This window comes from Mesobacillus sp. ABV4_180, assembly GCF_056158485.1.
The window spans coordinates 1,778,504-1,794,464 of the sequence record NZ_JBSWTJ010000001.1; the positions used below are offsets into that span (position 1 = coordinate 1,778,504).

General features: G+C 41.9%; 19 protein-coding genes. 15 read left to right on the forward strand and 4 right to left on the reverse strand.

Annotated elements, in window-relative coordinates:
- The first annotated feature begins 52 nt into the window (after positions 1-52).
- From ACXAEA_RS08925 to ACXAEA_RS08945, 5 genes are all read left to right on the forward strand, one after another.
- Positions 53-1,114, forward strand: a complete 1,062-nt coding sequence (locus ACXAEA_RS08925; RefSeq protein WP_475095542.1) for a YpbB family protein — start codon at positions 53-55, stop codon at positions 1,112-1,114.
- Entirely contained in the window at positions 1,105-2,604 is a 1,500-nt protein-coding gene (locus ACXAEA_RS08930; protein WP_475095543.1) for a RecQ family ATP-dependent DNA helicase, read from the forward strand. Before ACXAEA_RS08925 ends, ACXAEA_RS08930 begins: the two co-directional genes overlap by 10 nt.
- Entirely contained in the window at positions 2,604-3,206 is a 603-nt protein-coding gene (locus ACXAEA_RS08935; RefSeq protein WP_475098088.1) for a lysostaphin resistance A-like protein, read from the forward strand. Before ACXAEA_RS08930 ends, ACXAEA_RS08935 begins: the two co-directional genes overlap by 1 nt.
- Positions 3,199-3,930: a LysM peptidoglycan-binding domain-containing protein gene (locus tag ACXAEA_RS08940; protein WP_475095544.1), complete on the forward strand. Its 732-nt coding sequence runs from the start codon at positions 3,199-3,201 to the stop codon at positions 3,928-3,930. Before ACXAEA_RS08935 ends, ACXAEA_RS08940 begins: the two co-directional genes overlap by 8 nt.
- 99 nt (positions 3,931-4,029) lie before the next feature.
- A complete protein-coding gene (locus tag ACXAEA_RS08945) occupies positions 4,030-4,488 on the forward strand; it encodes a YpbF family protein (RefSeq protein ID WP_475095545.1) in 459 nt (152 codons plus the stop codon).
- A 33-nt stretch (positions 4,489-4,521) separates the two neighbouring features.
- Here the strand turns inward: ACXAEA_RS08945 and ACXAEA_RS08950 are convergent, their stop codons facing one another.
- Genes ACXAEA_RS08950 through ACXAEA_RS08960 form a run of 3 tightly spaced genes read right to left on the reverse strand, consistent with a single transcriptional unit; the run spans position 4,522 to position 5,605 of the window.
- The gene (locus ACXAEA_RS08950; protein WP_125480600.1) at positions 4,522-5,091 is read right to left on the reverse strand and encodes a manganese catalase family protein; all 570 of its coding nucleotides are present in this window, start codon (positions 5,089-5,091) and stop codon (positions 4,522-4,524) included.
- Between the two features lie 26 nt (positions 5,092-5,117).
- Entirely contained in the window at positions 5,118-5,378 is a 261-nt protein-coding gene (locus ACXAEA_RS08955) for a spore coat protein CotJB (RefSeq protein WP_475095546.1), read from the reverse strand.
- On the reverse strand, positions 5,378-5,605 hold the full coding sequence (locus tag ACXAEA_RS08960; RefSeq protein ID WP_475095547.1) for a spore coat associated protein CotJA: 228 nt from the start codon (positions 5,603-5,605) through the stop codon (positions 5,378-5,380). The genes ACXAEA_RS08955 and ACXAEA_RS08960 overlap by 1 nt, the downstream gene beginning before the upstream one ends.
- 144 nt (positions 5,606-5,749) lie before the next feature.
- Between ACXAEA_RS08960 and ACXAEA_RS08965 the strand changes: the two genes are divergently transcribed.
- From ACXAEA_RS08965 to ACXAEA_RS08995, 7 genes are all read left to right on the forward strand, one after another.
- Positions 5,750-6,382 (forward strand): CBS domain-containing protein, encoded by a 633-nt coding sequence (locus tag ACXAEA_RS08965; protein ID WP_475095548.1) that lies wholly within the window; start codon positions 5,750-5,752, stop codon positions 6,380-6,382.
- 60 nt (positions 6,383-6,442) lie between these two features.
- On the forward strand, positions 6,443-6,829 hold the full coding sequence (locus ACXAEA_RS08970; protein ID WP_475095549.1) for a hypothetical protein: 387 nt from the start codon (positions 6,443-6,445) through the stop codon (positions 6,827-6,829).
- Positions 6,830-6,996: 167 nt separating this feature from the next.
- Positions 6,997-7,632 (forward strand): metallophosphoesterase, encoded by a 636-nt coding sequence (locus tag ACXAEA_RS08975; RefSeq protein WP_475095550.1) that lies wholly within the window; start codon positions 6,997-6,999, stop codon positions 7,630-7,632.
- 68 nt (positions 7,633-7,700) lie between these two features.
- A complete protein-coding gene (locus ACXAEA_RS08980) occupies positions 7,701-8,612 on the forward strand; it encodes a MerR family transcriptional regulator (RefSeq protein WP_475095551.1) in 912 nt (303 codons plus the stop codon).
- 65 nt (positions 8,613-8,677) lie between these two features.
- Positions 8,678-9,262 (forward strand): genetic competence negative regulator, encoded by a 585-nt coding sequence (locus ACXAEA_RS08985; RefSeq protein WP_475095552.1) that lies wholly within the window; start codon positions 8,678-8,680, stop codon positions 9,260-9,262.
- A gap of 228 nt (positions 9,263-9,490) precedes the next feature.
- The gene (locus tag ACXAEA_RS08990) at positions 9,491-10,768 is read left to right on the forward strand and encodes a Glu/Leu/Phe/Val family dehydrogenase (protein ID WP_475095553.1); all 1,278 of its coding nucleotides are present in this window, start codon (positions 9,491-9,493) and stop codon (positions 10,766-10,768) included.
- Positions 10,769-10,922: 154 nt separating this feature from the next.
- Positions 10,923-11,888, forward strand: a complete 966-nt coding sequence (locus ACXAEA_RS08995; protein ID WP_475095554.1) for a YpdA family putative bacillithiol disulfide reductase — start codon at positions 10,923-10,925, stop codon at positions 11,886-11,888.
- A gap of 61 nt (positions 11,889-11,949) precedes the next feature.
- Here the strand turns inward: ACXAEA_RS08995 and ACXAEA_RS09000 are convergent, their stop codons facing one another.
- Positions 11,950-12,966 carry an asparaginase gene (locus ACXAEA_RS09000; protein ID WP_475095555.1) on the reverse strand — a complete coding sequence of 339 codons (1,017 nt, stop codon included), beginning with the start codon at positions 12,964-12,966 and terminating at the stop codon, positions 11,950-11,952.
- A 58-nt stretch (positions 12,967-13,024) separates the two neighbouring features.
- On the opposite strand from ACXAEA_RS09000, the gene prsW reads away from it, so the two are divergent.
- From prsW to ypeB, 3 genes are all read left to right on the forward strand, one after another.
- On the forward strand, positions 13,025-13,696 hold the full coding sequence (gene prsW / locus ACXAEA_RS09005; RefSeq protein ID WP_475095556.1) for a glutamic-type intramembrane protease PrsW: 672 nt from the start codon (positions 13,025-13,027) through the stop codon (positions 13,694-13,696).
- 143 nt (positions 13,697-13,839) lie between these two features.
- Positions 13,840-14,583: a spore cortex-lytic enzyme gene (gene sleB, locus ACXAEA_RS09010; protein WP_475098089.1), complete on the forward strand. Its 744-nt coding sequence runs from the start codon at positions 13,840-13,842 to the stop codon at positions 14,581-14,583.
- 12 nt (positions 14,584-14,595) lie between these two features.
- Positions 14,596-15,945 (forward strand): germination protein YpeB, encoded by a 1,350-nt coding sequence (gene ypeB / locus ACXAEA_RS09015; RefSeq protein WP_475095557.1) that lies wholly within the window; start codon positions 14,596-14,598, stop codon positions 15,943-15,945.
- Positions 15,946-15,961 lie beyond the last annotated feature (16 nt).

Consider the following 15,961-nt stretch of genomic DNA (forward strand, 5'->3'; position numbering starts at 1 on the left):
AGCAGCCGAATATGGAAGCTTACTTAATGATTTTACCTCTAAGGGTGGTTCTATGGGGATTACATATATAGAAGGAGTCGTCCTGGCATTATTGAAAAAAATAAATGGAGAACGGACGATTTATTCCTTATTTCATTTATTTCAGGGCAAGAGATCATCTCAAACGATCCAGGATGCTCATCTTTACCAGATCACATCTTATTTCAATACATTTCCCTCAGTTACTAGAGGACAACTTGAAAATTTGGTATATGGACTAATTGAAAAGCATTTGGCGAAAGAAATTGCCGATACAAAAGTCGTGCTGACTGATAAAGGCATGGAAGTCCTGGAAAGATATCTGTCCGAAGTACCCCATCCTGCCTATTTAAACGGCTGGAAGTACCATCAAGTAACAGATGTTTTTTGGGAGCGGCTGACTTTGCTCATTCAGGTTAGTTCTAATTTAATCCATCGTGAACGCGGTTTTATCCCGGTGAGAAACAAGAGGGAAACCCTTTCCTGGGTCAAACAATATATCAGGCTGCATGGTGAAGATCGCTATCAGCTTGCAGAGGAGCTATATAGGGAATTAGTGGCATCGCTTGATCATGAAAATACAAGGCCTGAATTGATTGTTTTGAGATTGACAGGATACAGGAAAATTGGTCTGACTATTTTACAAGCTGCTGAAATAACAGGATTGGAACCAGGACGTTATCATTTTGAGTTCTTGAACTGTCTTCATGCGATGTTTAACAGGATCCAAAACGATCCCTCTGGTTTTCCGCTGCTCAATGCCATTTTGAACCAGACAGAACGGAAGGTTCCTTTAACGCTTTCTACTGAAAAAACATATAATTTGCTGCTAAAAGGATACACACTGGAGGAAGTTGCAGCTGCCAGAAGCTTAAAAGAGAGTACAATTGAGGATCATGTAGTGGAAATTGTCCTTTCCTTGAAGGAATTCAGCATTGATTCCTATGTATCTCCTGAAAAACAGCATAGGGTTGTTCAGGCAGCCAAAAAGAATTCTGCAAAGAAATTAAAACAAATAAGAGAACGAGTTGAAGATGCTACTTACTTTGAAATCAGGCTCGTCCTGGCAAAATATGGTGATACGGAATGGAATTAAAGGATTATCTAAAGAAATATTTTAATTTTGCCGATTTTCGGCCCGGGCAGCAAGAGACGATTGAATCGGTGCTAAACAAGAAGCAAACAATTTCCATGCTTCCAACAGGTACTGGGAAATCACTTTGTTATCAACTTCCGGGTTATTTAGTGGAAGGACCAGTACTTATTGTTTCTCCGCTCCTTTCACTGATGCAGGACCAGGCCGAGCAGATGATGGCCCTGGGAGAAAAACGGGTGGTGGCGTTAAATTCATTTCTAACGCCCCAGCAAAAAGCTAAAGCACTTGAACAACTCCATCAATACAAGTTCATCTTTATCTCACCGGAAATGCTTGGGTTGGATTTTGTGTTAGAGCGGATAAAAAGGATTAATGTCTCTTTATTCGTAGTCGATGAAGCACATTGCATCTCCCAATGGGGGTATGATTTCAGGCCTGATTACCTCAGGCTTGGTGAAGTGCGCGAGCTAATAGGGAATCCGCTGACGCTTGCACTGACAGCAACAGCTTCGAAGGAAGTCAGGATGGATATTGCTGAAAAACTGCGGCTTAAGGATTGGAATGAGATTGTTTATTCTGTTGACCGCCCGAAGATTTCGCTGGCTCTAGAACAGGTGGAAACCTTCCAGGATAAACTGGTCCGCACATTAGAACTGGTGAAATTCTTAAAGGGACCGGGAATTATTTATTTTTCGAGTAAAAAAGTCGCAGAACAAACAGCAGGCTATATGAGGGAGAATGGGGTCAGAAAAGTAATGGCTTACCATGGAGGACTGGACTCAGAGAGCAGGATCCTCATCCAGCAGCAGTTCATCAACGGCCAGCTTGATGTTGTATGTGCAACAAGTGCTTTTGGAATGGGAATCAATAAGGAAAATGTCCGTTATGTGATTCACTTCCATATGCCAATGCAAATCGAATCCTATCTTCAGGAAATTGGCAGGGCAGCAAGAGACGGGTTGAATTCTATCGCTATCCTGCTTTATTCACCCGGGGATGAGCAGCTGGCCTATCAGCTGGCAGAAGGTGAGCTTCCTGATCGAATCCAAATTAATCGGCTCTTTACCTTCCTTGAAGACCATAAGCTCCAATATCAGGAATTGGATCAGCATGCTGAAGAGGCATCCATTTTTTGTGGGTTCACAGAAATCCAATGGAGAATCGTCGAAAATTACCTTTCTCATTTCGAGGTGATTGATTATCCTCAGGACAAGGACAAGTTAATCAATGTGGTAGAAAGCCGTCTCAAGGTTAAAAATGCAAAGATCAAACAAATGCTTGAGTGGGTACATACCAGGGAATGCAAAAGAATGGTTATCTTAAAGGTTTTCAACGAAGAAATTGAAGACAGGCCAATTGATTGCTGCAGCAATTGCGGGATAGACATGGATCATTTCAAGGAAACAAAATCTTCCGATGATCAACAGTCACAAATGATAGACTGGAAACAGGATTTGGCTTCGATATTATTAATAAGTGAGCGGATATGATGAAGGAAAGATACAGGGAAACGGTGGCAGGGCTTACTGAAAAAGAACTACTTTTCCATTTAGTGGCTACGCAAATATTACTATTAACGATTTCTGCAATTTTAGGTATGATAGTGTTTGATAGTTTATCTGAATTTACAGGAATATTTTTATGGGATGATTATAGGATCATAACTTACGGCATTGGTGCGGGTGCTGCCGTGGTGGCGTTCGACCTCCTGATGATGAAGTATCTTCCACGCTCTTATTATGATGATGGAGGGTTGAATGAGAGGATATTCAGGAACAGGGGGCCATTTCAGATCGCGCTGATAGCAGCAATCGTTGCCATTAGTGAAGAGGTTCTTTTTCGTGGAATTATCCAGACGAACACGGGATTAATTTTATCAAGTATAATTTTTGCTGTTGTCCATTATCGGTATTTGTTCAATTGGTTTTTGTTTTTGAACATCGTCTTGCTGAGCTTTTTAATTGGTTATATTTATATGGTGACCGATAATCTGCTGGTGACGATTGTCATGCACTTTTTCATTGATTTCTTTTTAGGGCTGATTATTAAATTCAAGGCTAGGGCAGCAATTGGGGGTACAGACGTTGAATAAAGAAAAACCTATCAGAGACCAGGCTGAGCGCCTGAGAAAAAGGGTCGAGCGAAAAATAGAACATGCGGTCGAGAAAAAAGATCCGCTTCCGCCAAGGAGTGAAATCCACAGGCAAAAGCAGAAAAAGACGAATGTAAAGGTAAAATACCCTGTCATCAGGTTAATGGCACTCTTTTTCATTTTGCTGCCAATATCTTTTTTCAGTATAATTTCCTATCTTGAAGGTGCAAAAGGACCATTGAATAGAACATTGGAACGCGCAGGTGTTGAGATGATCAAGGTGGAAATCAATAGCGATGATGAGCATAGAGCACCTGAAGAAGAGGACGAAGTGGCACCAGGGTTTGAAGAAATTGATGATACAGAAAAGATTAATGTAGTTGCTGCTGGTCCTGCACCATCAAGCAGCGGTGATAAAAACACAACTGAGAAAACTATTGAGGACGAAGAAAAAGAAGCGGTAAAAGTGACGGCAACAGAGTCAGAAGCATCTGTGGATGAAAACTCTGCCGCAGAAAAAGAAGATGAGCCAGCAGAAAAGGCTGATTCCAACAGCAGTGAAAAAATCATTTACCATACTGTAAAGCCGAGTGAAACGCTTTTCAGAGTAGCGATGACTTATTATAAATCGCAGGATGGAATCCAGATTATAAAGAAAGCAAACAATATCCAGGGGAATGAAATCCAGGCTGGACAAGTATTGAAAATACCAATCACAAATTAGCCGGAGTGCATGCTCCTGGCTTTTTTTCTTTTTTCGGTATCTAATATCATAACTCCAGGGACAAGCTCATAAAAATTACAATAAAGGGGAGGGCATGCCATGGAACCGGAAATTGTAAATTTGGATGAAAAAACAGATCAGGCAACAAAAAGGATGCTTCAGAATTTAATAGATCGCAAGAAAAAATTTGATCGATTCAAATCAAGGCATCTATTGTCCGTCTGGATGACAATCGGCTTTATTTCGCTTTATTTTTATTATTTGTATGTGACGGTGATGAAGCCGTATTCCTATTCGTTCGCAGAAATTTTTTCAGTTTTCGTACAGAATTCAGCAAACCTTTATTTCCTGATCTTGACCGTCGGAACTTATGGCTTGATGATTTTATTGAAGGAGAAGCGGGAAAAGGCGGAGAAAGAATATCATGCGCTCCGATGTGAGATTGTGGATAGGAGCAAAGATTTATGGAAGAAAGAAGAAGAGTGGAAGAGCAGACATATTGTCTTTGATATGTTGAAGAAAAAGTTTGATATCAACCTGTTCCATGAAAATAAATAGAAAAGAAGCATCCAAGTGGATGCTTCTTCTAAATTAGAATATCCGCTTTTTCCCTTGTTCATCCTTAAGGATCTCGACTGCTTCCCGAAAGCGTTGGGAATGGATGATTTCTCTTTCTCGAAGATACCTTAGACCATCATTCAAGTCCGGGTCATCGCTCATATTGATGATCCACTGATAGGTTGCCCTTGCTTTCTCTTCAGCTGCAATATCTTCATACAAATCTGCTATCGGATCCCCTTTTGCTGCGATATAGGATGCTGTCCAGGGTACACCTGCAGCATTATGGTAGAAGAGTGCGCTGTCATGATTAGCATAATGGGCATCAAGGCCTGCCTGTTTCATTTGTTCGGGAGTGGCATCCTTCGTTAGTTTGTAAATCATGGTCGCAATCATTTCAAGATGAGCAAACTCTTCTGTGCCGATATCGGTCAGCAGGCCAATGACCTTGTCGGGTATCGTGTAACGCTGGTTTAAATACCGCAAGGCTGCTGCGAGTTCTCCGTCAGCGCCGCCATACTGTTCAACAAGGAATTTAGCAAGCATGGGGTTGCAGGTGCTTACTTTTACGGGATACTGCAATTTTTTCTCATAAAGCCACATCTTCCTTACCCCCTCCTAAGATTAATTTAGATCTGCCACGGCCAAGGACCGTCATTCCAGTTCCATGGATAACCTGAATAGCTGTTGCCGTATTGCTGGAGAGGTCCATACATGCTTTCAACGACTTTCTTCAGTCGTCGCCTTTCTTTGGCGAATTGATTAAATTGGTTGATGGCGTCAAAATCCTCTGGATGGGTATCTAAGTATAATGTGAGTTCCACAAGCACAAAATCTACTGCCTGGAGCTCTTCCATGGCTGCATAAAATTCCTTAGGCAATTGCTTCATTAGTGATCACCCTCTCTTGGAGCCTCGTATGGAGAATACCAAGGATCATAGAAAACCTTCCACAGTGTCCCTGTTCGTAATGCTTGCATTGGTGTGAATTGTTCAAGATTGGGCGGTTGAAAGCCCAGGAATAGGTTGGGCGGCGTGGAATACGTTTTAGCCTTTATAGGCGGACAAGGGTCGAAGGGACTGGCGTACGGGTACCAAACTCTTCTGTATTTAGACAAACTAAGCCCTCCTCAAGTTAAACTTCAGTTCATTTTATGAGGGAAATTTTATTTCATGTTAAATTTATCTGGTTTAGCAGGGATTTTTCCAAATTTGCAGAAATATATAAGATATGGCAGTACTTTAAACCAGAGGTGAGTTGAATGTTTGTTAAAAGTATCATGATTCCGAAGTTCAGGTGTATTACCGTTCAGCATGATGAGACATTGAAGAATGTATTAGAAACGCTGGATGGAAATGAGATTGATGGTGTTCCTGTATTGGACGGCGACAAGTATATCGGTGTCGTCACAAGATATGGGATTTATCAGGATTACTTCAACACAGGTGGCCAAAAAGATGAATTCCTTCAAAATAAAGCAGCAAGGGACATTCTGACTTTACAGGACCAAATTCTGCATGGAAGTGAAATTTTCGAAAGCACATTGGTGAAATTGAAAGATATTCCGCTGATGGCAGTAATCGATGAATATGACAAATTCCAGGGGATTGTTACCCGTTCTGATGCACTTGATCAATTCCAGAGCGCATTTGGGGTACATAGAGAAGGCGTGAGGATTGCTTTTACATCTGTTGAAACCGAAGGCCGTATCGCAAGGCTTGCTGATATCGCCCACCAATTCCATGAGCATATCATTTCACTTGTAACCTTTGACGAAACGGATAAGCTTGTCCGCCGAATTGTCATGAAGGTCGAAAAGAAGGACAATATTGATAAGTTCATTAAAAAACTGGAGGATTCAGGCTTCAGGGTTCTGGATATTCACGAAGTTTAATTTTCTTGGCAGAAATAAAGACAAGGACCTTTCATACATTGGGTATGGGAGGTTTTTTTGATGTTTTGGAAAGTATTCAGATTGGCAGTGGGTTTGCTTTGCGGGTATCTGACAGTCAATTGGCTGCCAGATTTAAAACCATTTCACCCGGAGGAATTCCTGGGTGAATTTATTTTGCATCCAATCGAATTTCTGGCAGGAACAATGGCACTGGTCGCAGGGATGTATGCAAAGGGAGGTTTGATTCGTTCTGGTTTCGTTGCAGCAGTCAAAACGATAAAGGGCAAAGAGGGGATCATTTCTGATATAATTTTAGCAATTGGAACTATTGGCTGCTTTTTCCTTTTGCTGCCGTTCGGAATCTGGCAGACAAGTATCTTTTTCAGTTTCTGTTTACTATATGGTATGATTTCTTTTAGTCCATTGAATACAGAAGAAGAGATTTAGATTCATTTGAAGGAGGCTTAAAATGGAATTCATCATATTTTTTTATTGTTTTACTGATTATAGGCTGCTTCCTTCTGATTTACATGTACCGGCAGGCATTTGCAGACAGGGTAATTCATCAGGAATTGCGCCTTAATAATTTTCCGGCAAGCTTCGGGTCAGTTAAATTGTTTTTTATCTCAGATATACATAAGCGTACAGTTTCAGATACGATCATTAATGAAGCAAAAGGCAAGGCTGATATAGTCATTATTGGTGGAGATCTTGTCGAAAAAGGTGTGAAGCTTGAACAGGCTGCTGAAAATATTGAAAAGTTGAAAACGATTGCACCCGTTTTCTTTGTGTGGGGAAATAATGATTACGAATTTAATTCGCATGAACTGGACTCCCTCCTTTACCACTCAGGGGTGAAGGTTCTTGATAATACAGCTGTAAAATTTGAATCGCGAGAAGGGGACCTGCTATATATTTTGGGAGTCGACGATTACGGCACAGAAAAAAGCAGGCTGGATCTTGCCATGCAGGATGCTGGAGACGATGGCTTTAAAATTCTGGTAAGCCATAGTCCATTCATCGTGTACGATTTTAAGCAGGACCATGGAATCAGCCTTGTGCTTAGCGGCCATACCCATGGAGGACAGATCAGGATCATGGGATTTGGACCTTATGAATTAGGCGGTATAAAACAGAAGAACGGAACAACGCTGCTGACGAGCAATGGCTATGGCACGACGAGTATACCATTCAGGCTCGGTGCAAAAGCAGAAACGCATTTAATAACATTGCTTCCAGAAGCAGATTGAAGTTTTACTTCCAAGCTTAAGCATGGGTATAATCAGCGGTAGTGCAAGGTAATGACGGAGGAATGAACATGGGGAATAGCGAGGGGAAATACAATATAAAAGCAGTATCCAATATGCTTGGAATACAGCCGGGCACGCTGAGAGCCTGGGAAAGAAGATACCAGATGATCGCCCCAGTAAGAAATGATTCCGGCCACCGCTTGTATACCGAGGAGCATTTGAAAACCCTGAAGTGGCTGATTGCTAAAGTCAACCAGGGCTTCACGATCAGCCAGGCTGTATCTTTACTGGAAAACGCAGAACCAACCATAGAAAGTGCCGAGCCTTTGAAGAAAGATCTATTGGACGAGCTTCGGGAAAAAATCCTTCATGCATTGCTTGACTTTAACGGTTCTCAGGCACATGAATTGATCAATCAGGCTTTCAGCTTGTTTACGGTAGATAAGACGGTTATGGATTTATTAGGTCCAATTTTGATTAAAGTGGGCGATTTATGGGAAGAGGGAAGTATAACGACTGCACATGAGCACTTTGCTTCTTCATTTTTACGTTCGAGAATTGAAGGGATTTCAAATTCCTTCCCGCACAGCTCATTCCTGCCTAAGGTAATTGCGGTATGCGGTCCTGGGGAAAGACATGAGCTTGGCTTGTTAATCTTCACCCTGTATTTGAGGCGCAAGGGGTTTGAAGTTGTTTTCCTGGGGACTAGTTTGGCCGAGAGCGATCTTGAAGTGGTACTTGATAAGGTAAGACCAAAGTTCCTATTCATTTCATGTACTCTGGAAGAAAATAAGGCGGCAACTCTTGAGCTTACAGATGAAGTCAGCAAGAAATACTCTGACCTTTTCATCGGCCTGGGAGGCATCGCGATTGATTCCATGGCAAGCCAGGAGCGCCAGAAGTACTCGGAACACTTATTAGGTATTTCCAGGATGGATTGGGAAAAATGGCTGAAAAAGCGCATTGAAAAACTTAAATAATCACCAACCTGCAAAATTTTCATAAACTACAACAAGAGCTTTGTCGATGGCAGGGGGCATGAATTATGCGCTTGGAACGCTTAACCAACAATAAAATAAAGATCTTTCTGACGATTGATGATCTTTCAGACCGAGGGTTGACCAAGGAAGACATTTGGAAGGATTCCTTGAAATGGCATCAGCTTTTTCACGATATGCTGGAAGAGGCCAGCGAGGAATTTGATTTGGAAATCCTCGGATCAGTCGCGGTAGAGATTTTTTCCCTGCATGCTCAGGGAATGGTGATGATTGTCACGATGATCGAACAGGATGAAGATGAAGAGCAGTTTGATGATGGAATTATTGAAATGCAGGTCACGGTCGACGGAAGCGAAGATATTTTGTTTGAGTTTGAAAATATCGAATACGTGATCCAGCTGGCAAACAGGCTTGCCCAAGCTGGGATTTCAGGTGGAAGCCTGCATTTCATGAATAGCCATTATTATTTGCTTATGAATGGAATATTGCCTCAAGATGCAGATAAAGCGGTGTCCTTGATGGCTGAATATGGTACCCCTTCAATTTTGAGTATTCATAGATTGCTCGAATACGGGAATGAGATTATGGAAGAACGTGCAGTCGAAACTCTTCTTCATTATTTTAATAAATAATGGAGGAGAGCTTCGGCTTTTTTTAACGATTTCACCACCTGGAATGTCTTATTATTCAGTAAATTTATTATCAACTCAATAATAATAAGGGCTTGAATGGCAGCGTTTACAAACAATAATCAAAAAATGCGGAAAACTGTTTTTTTCTTCTTGCATAAAATAACCAAAGGTGTATACTAATCCATGAAAGCAGACAACATCCGCAATAGTGATTTAGGAGGTTTATCAATGGTAGCCGCAAACGGTAATGAAAATCCAAATAAAGAAGACAAACATGACGTCTTACGATCTACACAAACTGTTATTCACAAGGCTTTGGAGAAACTCGGGTACCCAGAAGAGGTCTATGAGCTTTTAAAAGAGCCACTCAGGATGATGACAGTGAAAATTCCTGTCAGAATGGATGACGGATCTGTTAAAGTCTTTACTGGCTACCGGGCGCAGCACAATGATGCAGTGGGTCCAACAAAGGGAGGAATACGTTTCCATCCAAACGTAACGGAGAAAGAAGTAAAAGCCTTATCAATCTGGATGAGTTTAAAATGTGGTATTGTTGACCTGCCTTATGGGGGCGGCAAAGGCGGGATCGTATGTGATCCCCGCGACATGTCATTCAGGGAGCTGGAAAGATTAAGCCGTGGTTATGTCCGCGCTATCAGCCAAATTGTCGGACCGACAAAAGACATCCCTGCACCTGATGTTTTCACGAACTCACAGATCATGGCTTGGATGATGGATGAATACAGCCGTATTGATGAATTTAACTCTCCAGGATTCATTACAGGCAAGCCGCTAGTTCTCGGTGGTTCACATGGTCGTGAATCAGCAACAGCAAAAGGGGTAACGATTTGTATTCGCGAGGCAGCCAAGAAAAAAGGAATCGAACTTGAAGGCGCCAGAGTAGTTGTACAGGGCTTTGGTAATGCCGGAAGTTATTTGGCAAAGTTCATGCACGATGCTGGTGCTAAAATCATCGGTATTTCAGATGCATACGGTGCATTGCATGACCCGGATGGACTTGATATCGATTACTTGCTTGACCGCCGCGACAGCTTTGGAACAGTAACTAAATTATTCAATAATACAATTACAAATAAAGAGTTGTTGGAACTTGATTGTGATATCCTTGTTCCTGCAGCCATTGAGAACCAAATTACTGAAGAAAATGCCCATAATATCAGGGCGACTATTGTTGTTGAAGCTGCGAACGGCCCAACAACTTTGGAAGCGACAGAAATCCTGACAGAACGCGGCATCCTGCTTGTTCCGGATGTACTAGCATCTGCTGGCGGTGTAACCGTTTCATACTTTGAATGGGTCCAAAATAATCAGGGTTATTACTGGACAGAAGAAGAAGTGGAAGAAAAGCTTGAAAAGGTTATGGTGAAATCCTTTGACAGCATCTATGAAACAGCTCAGACCCGCAGAGTAGACATGCGTCTGGCAGCCTATATGGTTGGTGTCAGAAAAATGGCGGAAGCAAGCCGCTTCCGTGGGTGGATTTAACATCCAGTACAATGCTTTAATAAAATAAAGGGTTCTTCATTGAATCTTAAGTAAAAATCTCCTATCATTAACAGATAGGAGATTTTTTATTAGTCTCGATTCGAAATGGCAAACATCCAGAGAATAACTGGTTTAAGGAGTGTTTGAATATAAAATGATTAAAGAAGAGATCATTATCGTTGGCGGAGGTCCATGCGGTCTTGCAGCTGCAATCGCTTTGAAGAAAAAAGGGAAGGATGCCCTTATTATTGAAAAAGGAAATATCGTGAATGCGATTTATCATTATCCAACACATCAGACTTTTTTCAGCAGCAGTGAAAAACTTGCGATCGGCGATGTCCCTTTTATTACCGAGAGCCATAAACCAAAGCGGAATCAGGCACTGGTTTATTATCGGGAAGTTGTAAGGCGGGAAGGACTGAGAATCAATAAGTATGAAAAAGTGACTGAAATAGTGAAAACAGGGGAATCTCTTTTTACAGTTTCAACAGATAAACAGCAATACACAGCCGGGAATATAATCATTGCAACTGGGTACTATGATCATCCTAATTTAATGGGAATCCCCGGTGAAGAATTGGAGAAGGTATCTCATTATTTCAAGGAGGCGCACCCTTTCTTTGATATGGATGTTGCTGTCATTGGCGGAAAAAACTCAAGTGTGGACGCAGCAATTGAATTGGTAAAGGCTGGAGCACGAGTGACAGTCCTTTATCGCGGTTCGGAATACTCGCCAAGCATCAAACCGTGGGTGCTGCCTGAATTTGAGGCGCTTGTGAAAACAGGTATGGTCAATATGGTGTTCAACTCTATAATCAATGAAATAACAGATGAGTTCGTGATTTATGAATCCGAAGGAACAACAGTGAAGTTGAAAAATGACTATGTCTTTGCGATGACTGGCTATCGTCCTGACCATGCATTCCTAAGGAAGATGGGTGTAAGCATAGAGCATGATACAGGGCGGCCATATTTTGACCCTGAAACAATGGAAACCAATGTAAAAGGAATATATATAGCCGGCGTCATTGCCGCTGGTAACAACGCAAACGAAATCTTCATTGAAAATGGGCGGTTCCATGGAAGCCAGATTGCAGAAGCGATAGTGGGAAGAGTATAGATAAAAAAGCGGAGCATTTGTCTCCGCTTTTTTATCTATTATCAAATTTGGTGTTTGAAAGTTAAAACATGAACATCTCTTCAATTTCATTCATTTTATGGGTCTTGGCAAGTGCTACTAACAACTTGATACGTGCTTTTTGTCCGTTCAAGCCGTTCGAAAAAATTACGCCGATTTCCTTCAGATGCTTGCCTCCGCCTTCATACCCATAGATATCCTGAACAATCCCGGCATAGCTGCGTGAGACGATGACAACCGGAATGTTGTTGTCAATGAACTCCTTTACACCTTCAATGGCAGCCGGAGGAAGGTTCCCCTGGCCGAGTGCTTCAATTACGACACCATCGACCCTTAAGCCCAGGATTGCCTTTAAAAGGGAGGAATCCATTCCTGCGTGGGCTTTAACGAGAAGCACCGTTCTATCAATATCTTTTACAGAATAGTTTTCATGTTTAGTAGGAGTGTGATGGAACAATACTCCTCTTTTCGTGACGATTCCAATAGGGCCATATTGCGGGCTTTGGAAAGTAGAAATATTGCTTGTATGAGTCTTCGTCACGTTTACCGCAGTGTGGATCTCATCATTCAGGACGACGAGGACGCCTTGCCCCTTCGCTTCTGAACTGGATGCCACCCTGATAGATGAGATTAGATTATACAGACCATCAGAACCAATTTCATTGCTTGACCTCATTGCGCCAGTGACAACGATCGGGAAGCTTGCCTGGACAGTGAGATCCAAAAAATATGCCGTTTCTTCGAGAGTATCCGTTCCATGGGTGATGACAGCTCCATCGATATTGCCTTTTTTATCATAGTCTTCAAGGATGTGTTTTAAATCCATCATTTCCTTTGGTGTAATATGCGGGGAAGGAAGATTGAAAGGCTCTTCAACGACCAGGTTGGCCAGGCCTGATAGAAGATCGGTTCCTTGTGTCAACGGGTTGTTTGTGCCAGGTTTTACAGATCCGCTTGTATCCTCGCTCATGGAAATCGTGCCGCCAGTATGAATCAATAAAATATTCTTCTTCAAGATTATTACCTCCAAATGACCAATAGAGAAAGAATAATAATCCATTTTCTTTCTTCTAATAACATGATACGATTAAAAAAACGAATTGAAAAGAGGACAGCACATGCTGGGAATTGTTACTGCTGGAGTTGCTCCGGGTCTGGCGTTATTGAGCTACTTCTATTTAAAAGATCAATACGATTCAGAACCGCTTTCTCTTGTATTCAAAATGTTCATATTCGGTGCGCTGCTTGTATTTCCGCTTATGTTCATCCAATATGTGCTCGCTGCTGAGGGACTTATGCAGGGGGATTTCGTCAAGGCCTTTGGAACAGTTGGCCTTTTGGAGGAATTCTTTAAATGGTTCATCCTTTATTACACGATTTTTCAGCACATTGCCTTTGATGAACCATATGATGGAATTATTTATAGTGCTTCCGTCTCCCTGGGTTTCGCATCAGCCGAAAACATTTTTTATCTCGTTGCCAACGGGCTTCAAGATGCAATTGGAAGGGCGCTTCTTCCCGTTTCGAGCCATGCCTTGTTCGGAGTCATCATGGGATATTATATAGGTAAGGCAAAATTCACTGCAGAATCACAAAGAAAATGGGTCTCTCTGTCATTAATGGCACCCGTCCTCCTGCATGGAATTTATGATTTCATCCTGATGACCATGGAAGATTGGCTTGTACTTATGGTTCCTTTCATGATCTTTCTTTGGTGGCTTGGCCTGAGAAAAGTGAAGAAAGCCCGAGTCCTTACATTGCAACATATCGAAAAACAATATACTATTTAAAAACTCTTCATTTTTTATAAAAAAATGGAGAGTTTTTTGTTTTGTGGAATAAAAGTCAACTCTTAACAAAAAATAGGGTTAATCATAAGTCCACATCTTGGAGGTTGCATGCAATGAAGAATTATCGGTCAATCTTGAAATTGATGGCCGCATTGGCATTGATTTTGACTATTGTGCAGTTCAGTGAAATTGATCAAAGTGCAGAAGCTTTTACCAGCCAGGTATTGCAGCAGGGATCAGTAGGAGAAGATGTGATTGAACTCCAGTCGAGACTCAAGCATATCGGCTTTTATACTGGGAAAATTGATGGGGTTTTTGGCTGGGGAACCTATTGGGCCCTGAGAAATTTTCAATATGAATTCGGTATGAAAGTGGATGGAGTTGCCGGATGGCAGACAAAGCTCAAACTGGCTAAAGCGACTCCAAACGCCAAAATTGCATGGGGGGGAGAAACCAATAAGCCAGCTGGCGGCGGAAATCAAGCTCCTGCAGACACACCTGCAAATACAGCAACAAATACACCGAATGGTTTTTCTCAGAATGATATCCAGCTTATGGCAAATGCCGTATATGGAGAAGCCAGAGGTGAGCCTTATACAGGACAGGTAGCGGTCGCAGCAGTGATCCTGAACCGATTGGACAGTGCCACTTTCCCCAATACGATTTCAGGCGTCATTTTTGAACCGAGAGCATTTACAGCAGTTGCGGATGGCCAGATATGGCTGACCCCAAATGAAAACGCCAAAAAAGCAGTGCTTGACGCTATCAATGGCTGGGACCCTACTGGCAATGCCTTATACTATTTCAATCCCGACACGGCAACCAGTGCCTGGATTTGGTCAAGGCCACAAATTAAGAAGATTGGCAAACATATTTTTTGTAAATAGGGGTGAGTTGAATTGCTAAGAGGAATAGCCATAGCCGTCCTGGTCATAGGTATTGCTGGTACTGCTTTTTGGGGTTACCAGGAGCACAGAGAGAAAACTGCTGTGCTGATAAATGCAGAAAACAATTACCAGAGAGCTTTCCATGACCTGACATTCCAAATGGACCTTTTGAACGATAAGATTGGATCTACGCTTGCGATGAATTCGAGAAGCTCCCTGTCACCACAACTGGCGGAAGTGTGGAAAATCACCTCCCAGGCACACACTGATGTGGGACAGCTTCCATTGACTTTATTGCCTTTTAATAAAACGGAAGAATTTTTAGCGAACATTGGAGATTTCAGCTACAAAACAGCAATCCGGGACCTGGATAAGGAGCCTTTATCGGACAGGGAATACGCGACACTTAAAACACTCTATGAGCAATCAGGGGAAATTCAGCAGGACCTTAGAAAAGTCCAGCATATGGTGCTGGAAAATAATCTGAGGTGGATGGATGTGGAGCTTGCCCTGGCGACTGAGAAAGGCAAGACAGATAACACCATCATTGATGGTTTCAAGACGGTTGAAAGGACTGTCGAAGGTTATTCAGAAACAGACTTTGGACCTGCAAAAATCAATTTGCAAAAGAAAGATGAAAATTTCAAAAAGCTTCCTGGAAACAAGATTTCAAAAGATGAAGCCATCCAAATAACAAAAACATATACTCCGATTGGGGATGCTGGCAAGGTAAAAGTAACCGAGAATGGAAAAGGTTCTGATTATGGCTTTTACAGTGTCTCAATCCGTGATCCAAAAACAAAACTGGAAGCGAACATGGACATAACAAAAAAGGGTGGTTATCCTATCTGGTTCCTGCTCGACAGAGAGGTGAAAAAGCAAAAGATCAGTCTTAATGATGCCTCGAACAAGGCAATCAGTTTTCTGAAAGAGCACAAATTCGCAAGTCTGGATTTGTTCGAGAGTGCCCAATACGATAATATTGGTGTGTTTACTTTCGTAGGAACTCAGGATGATGTAAGGATTTACCCTGACGCAATCAACATGAAAGTAGCACTCGATAACGGTGATATCATCGGCTTTTCTGCAGAGGAATATCTAAAGTCACATAAAGCCAGGGAAATTCCTCAGGCCGGAATTACACTCGAAGAAGCAAAAGCTAAAGTAAACCCTAACTTAAAAGTGATGGACCAGATCAAAGCTATTATCTTAAATGACCTGAATGAAGAGGTTTTGTGCTATGAATTTACTGGAGTGCTTGGAAATGACACATTCCGCATATATATCAATGCGGAAGATGGCACGGAAGAAAAAGTAGAAAAGCTGCATAATGCAGAGCCAATCTATGAAGATGTCGTCTAAAAGGAAAGCCTTTGCT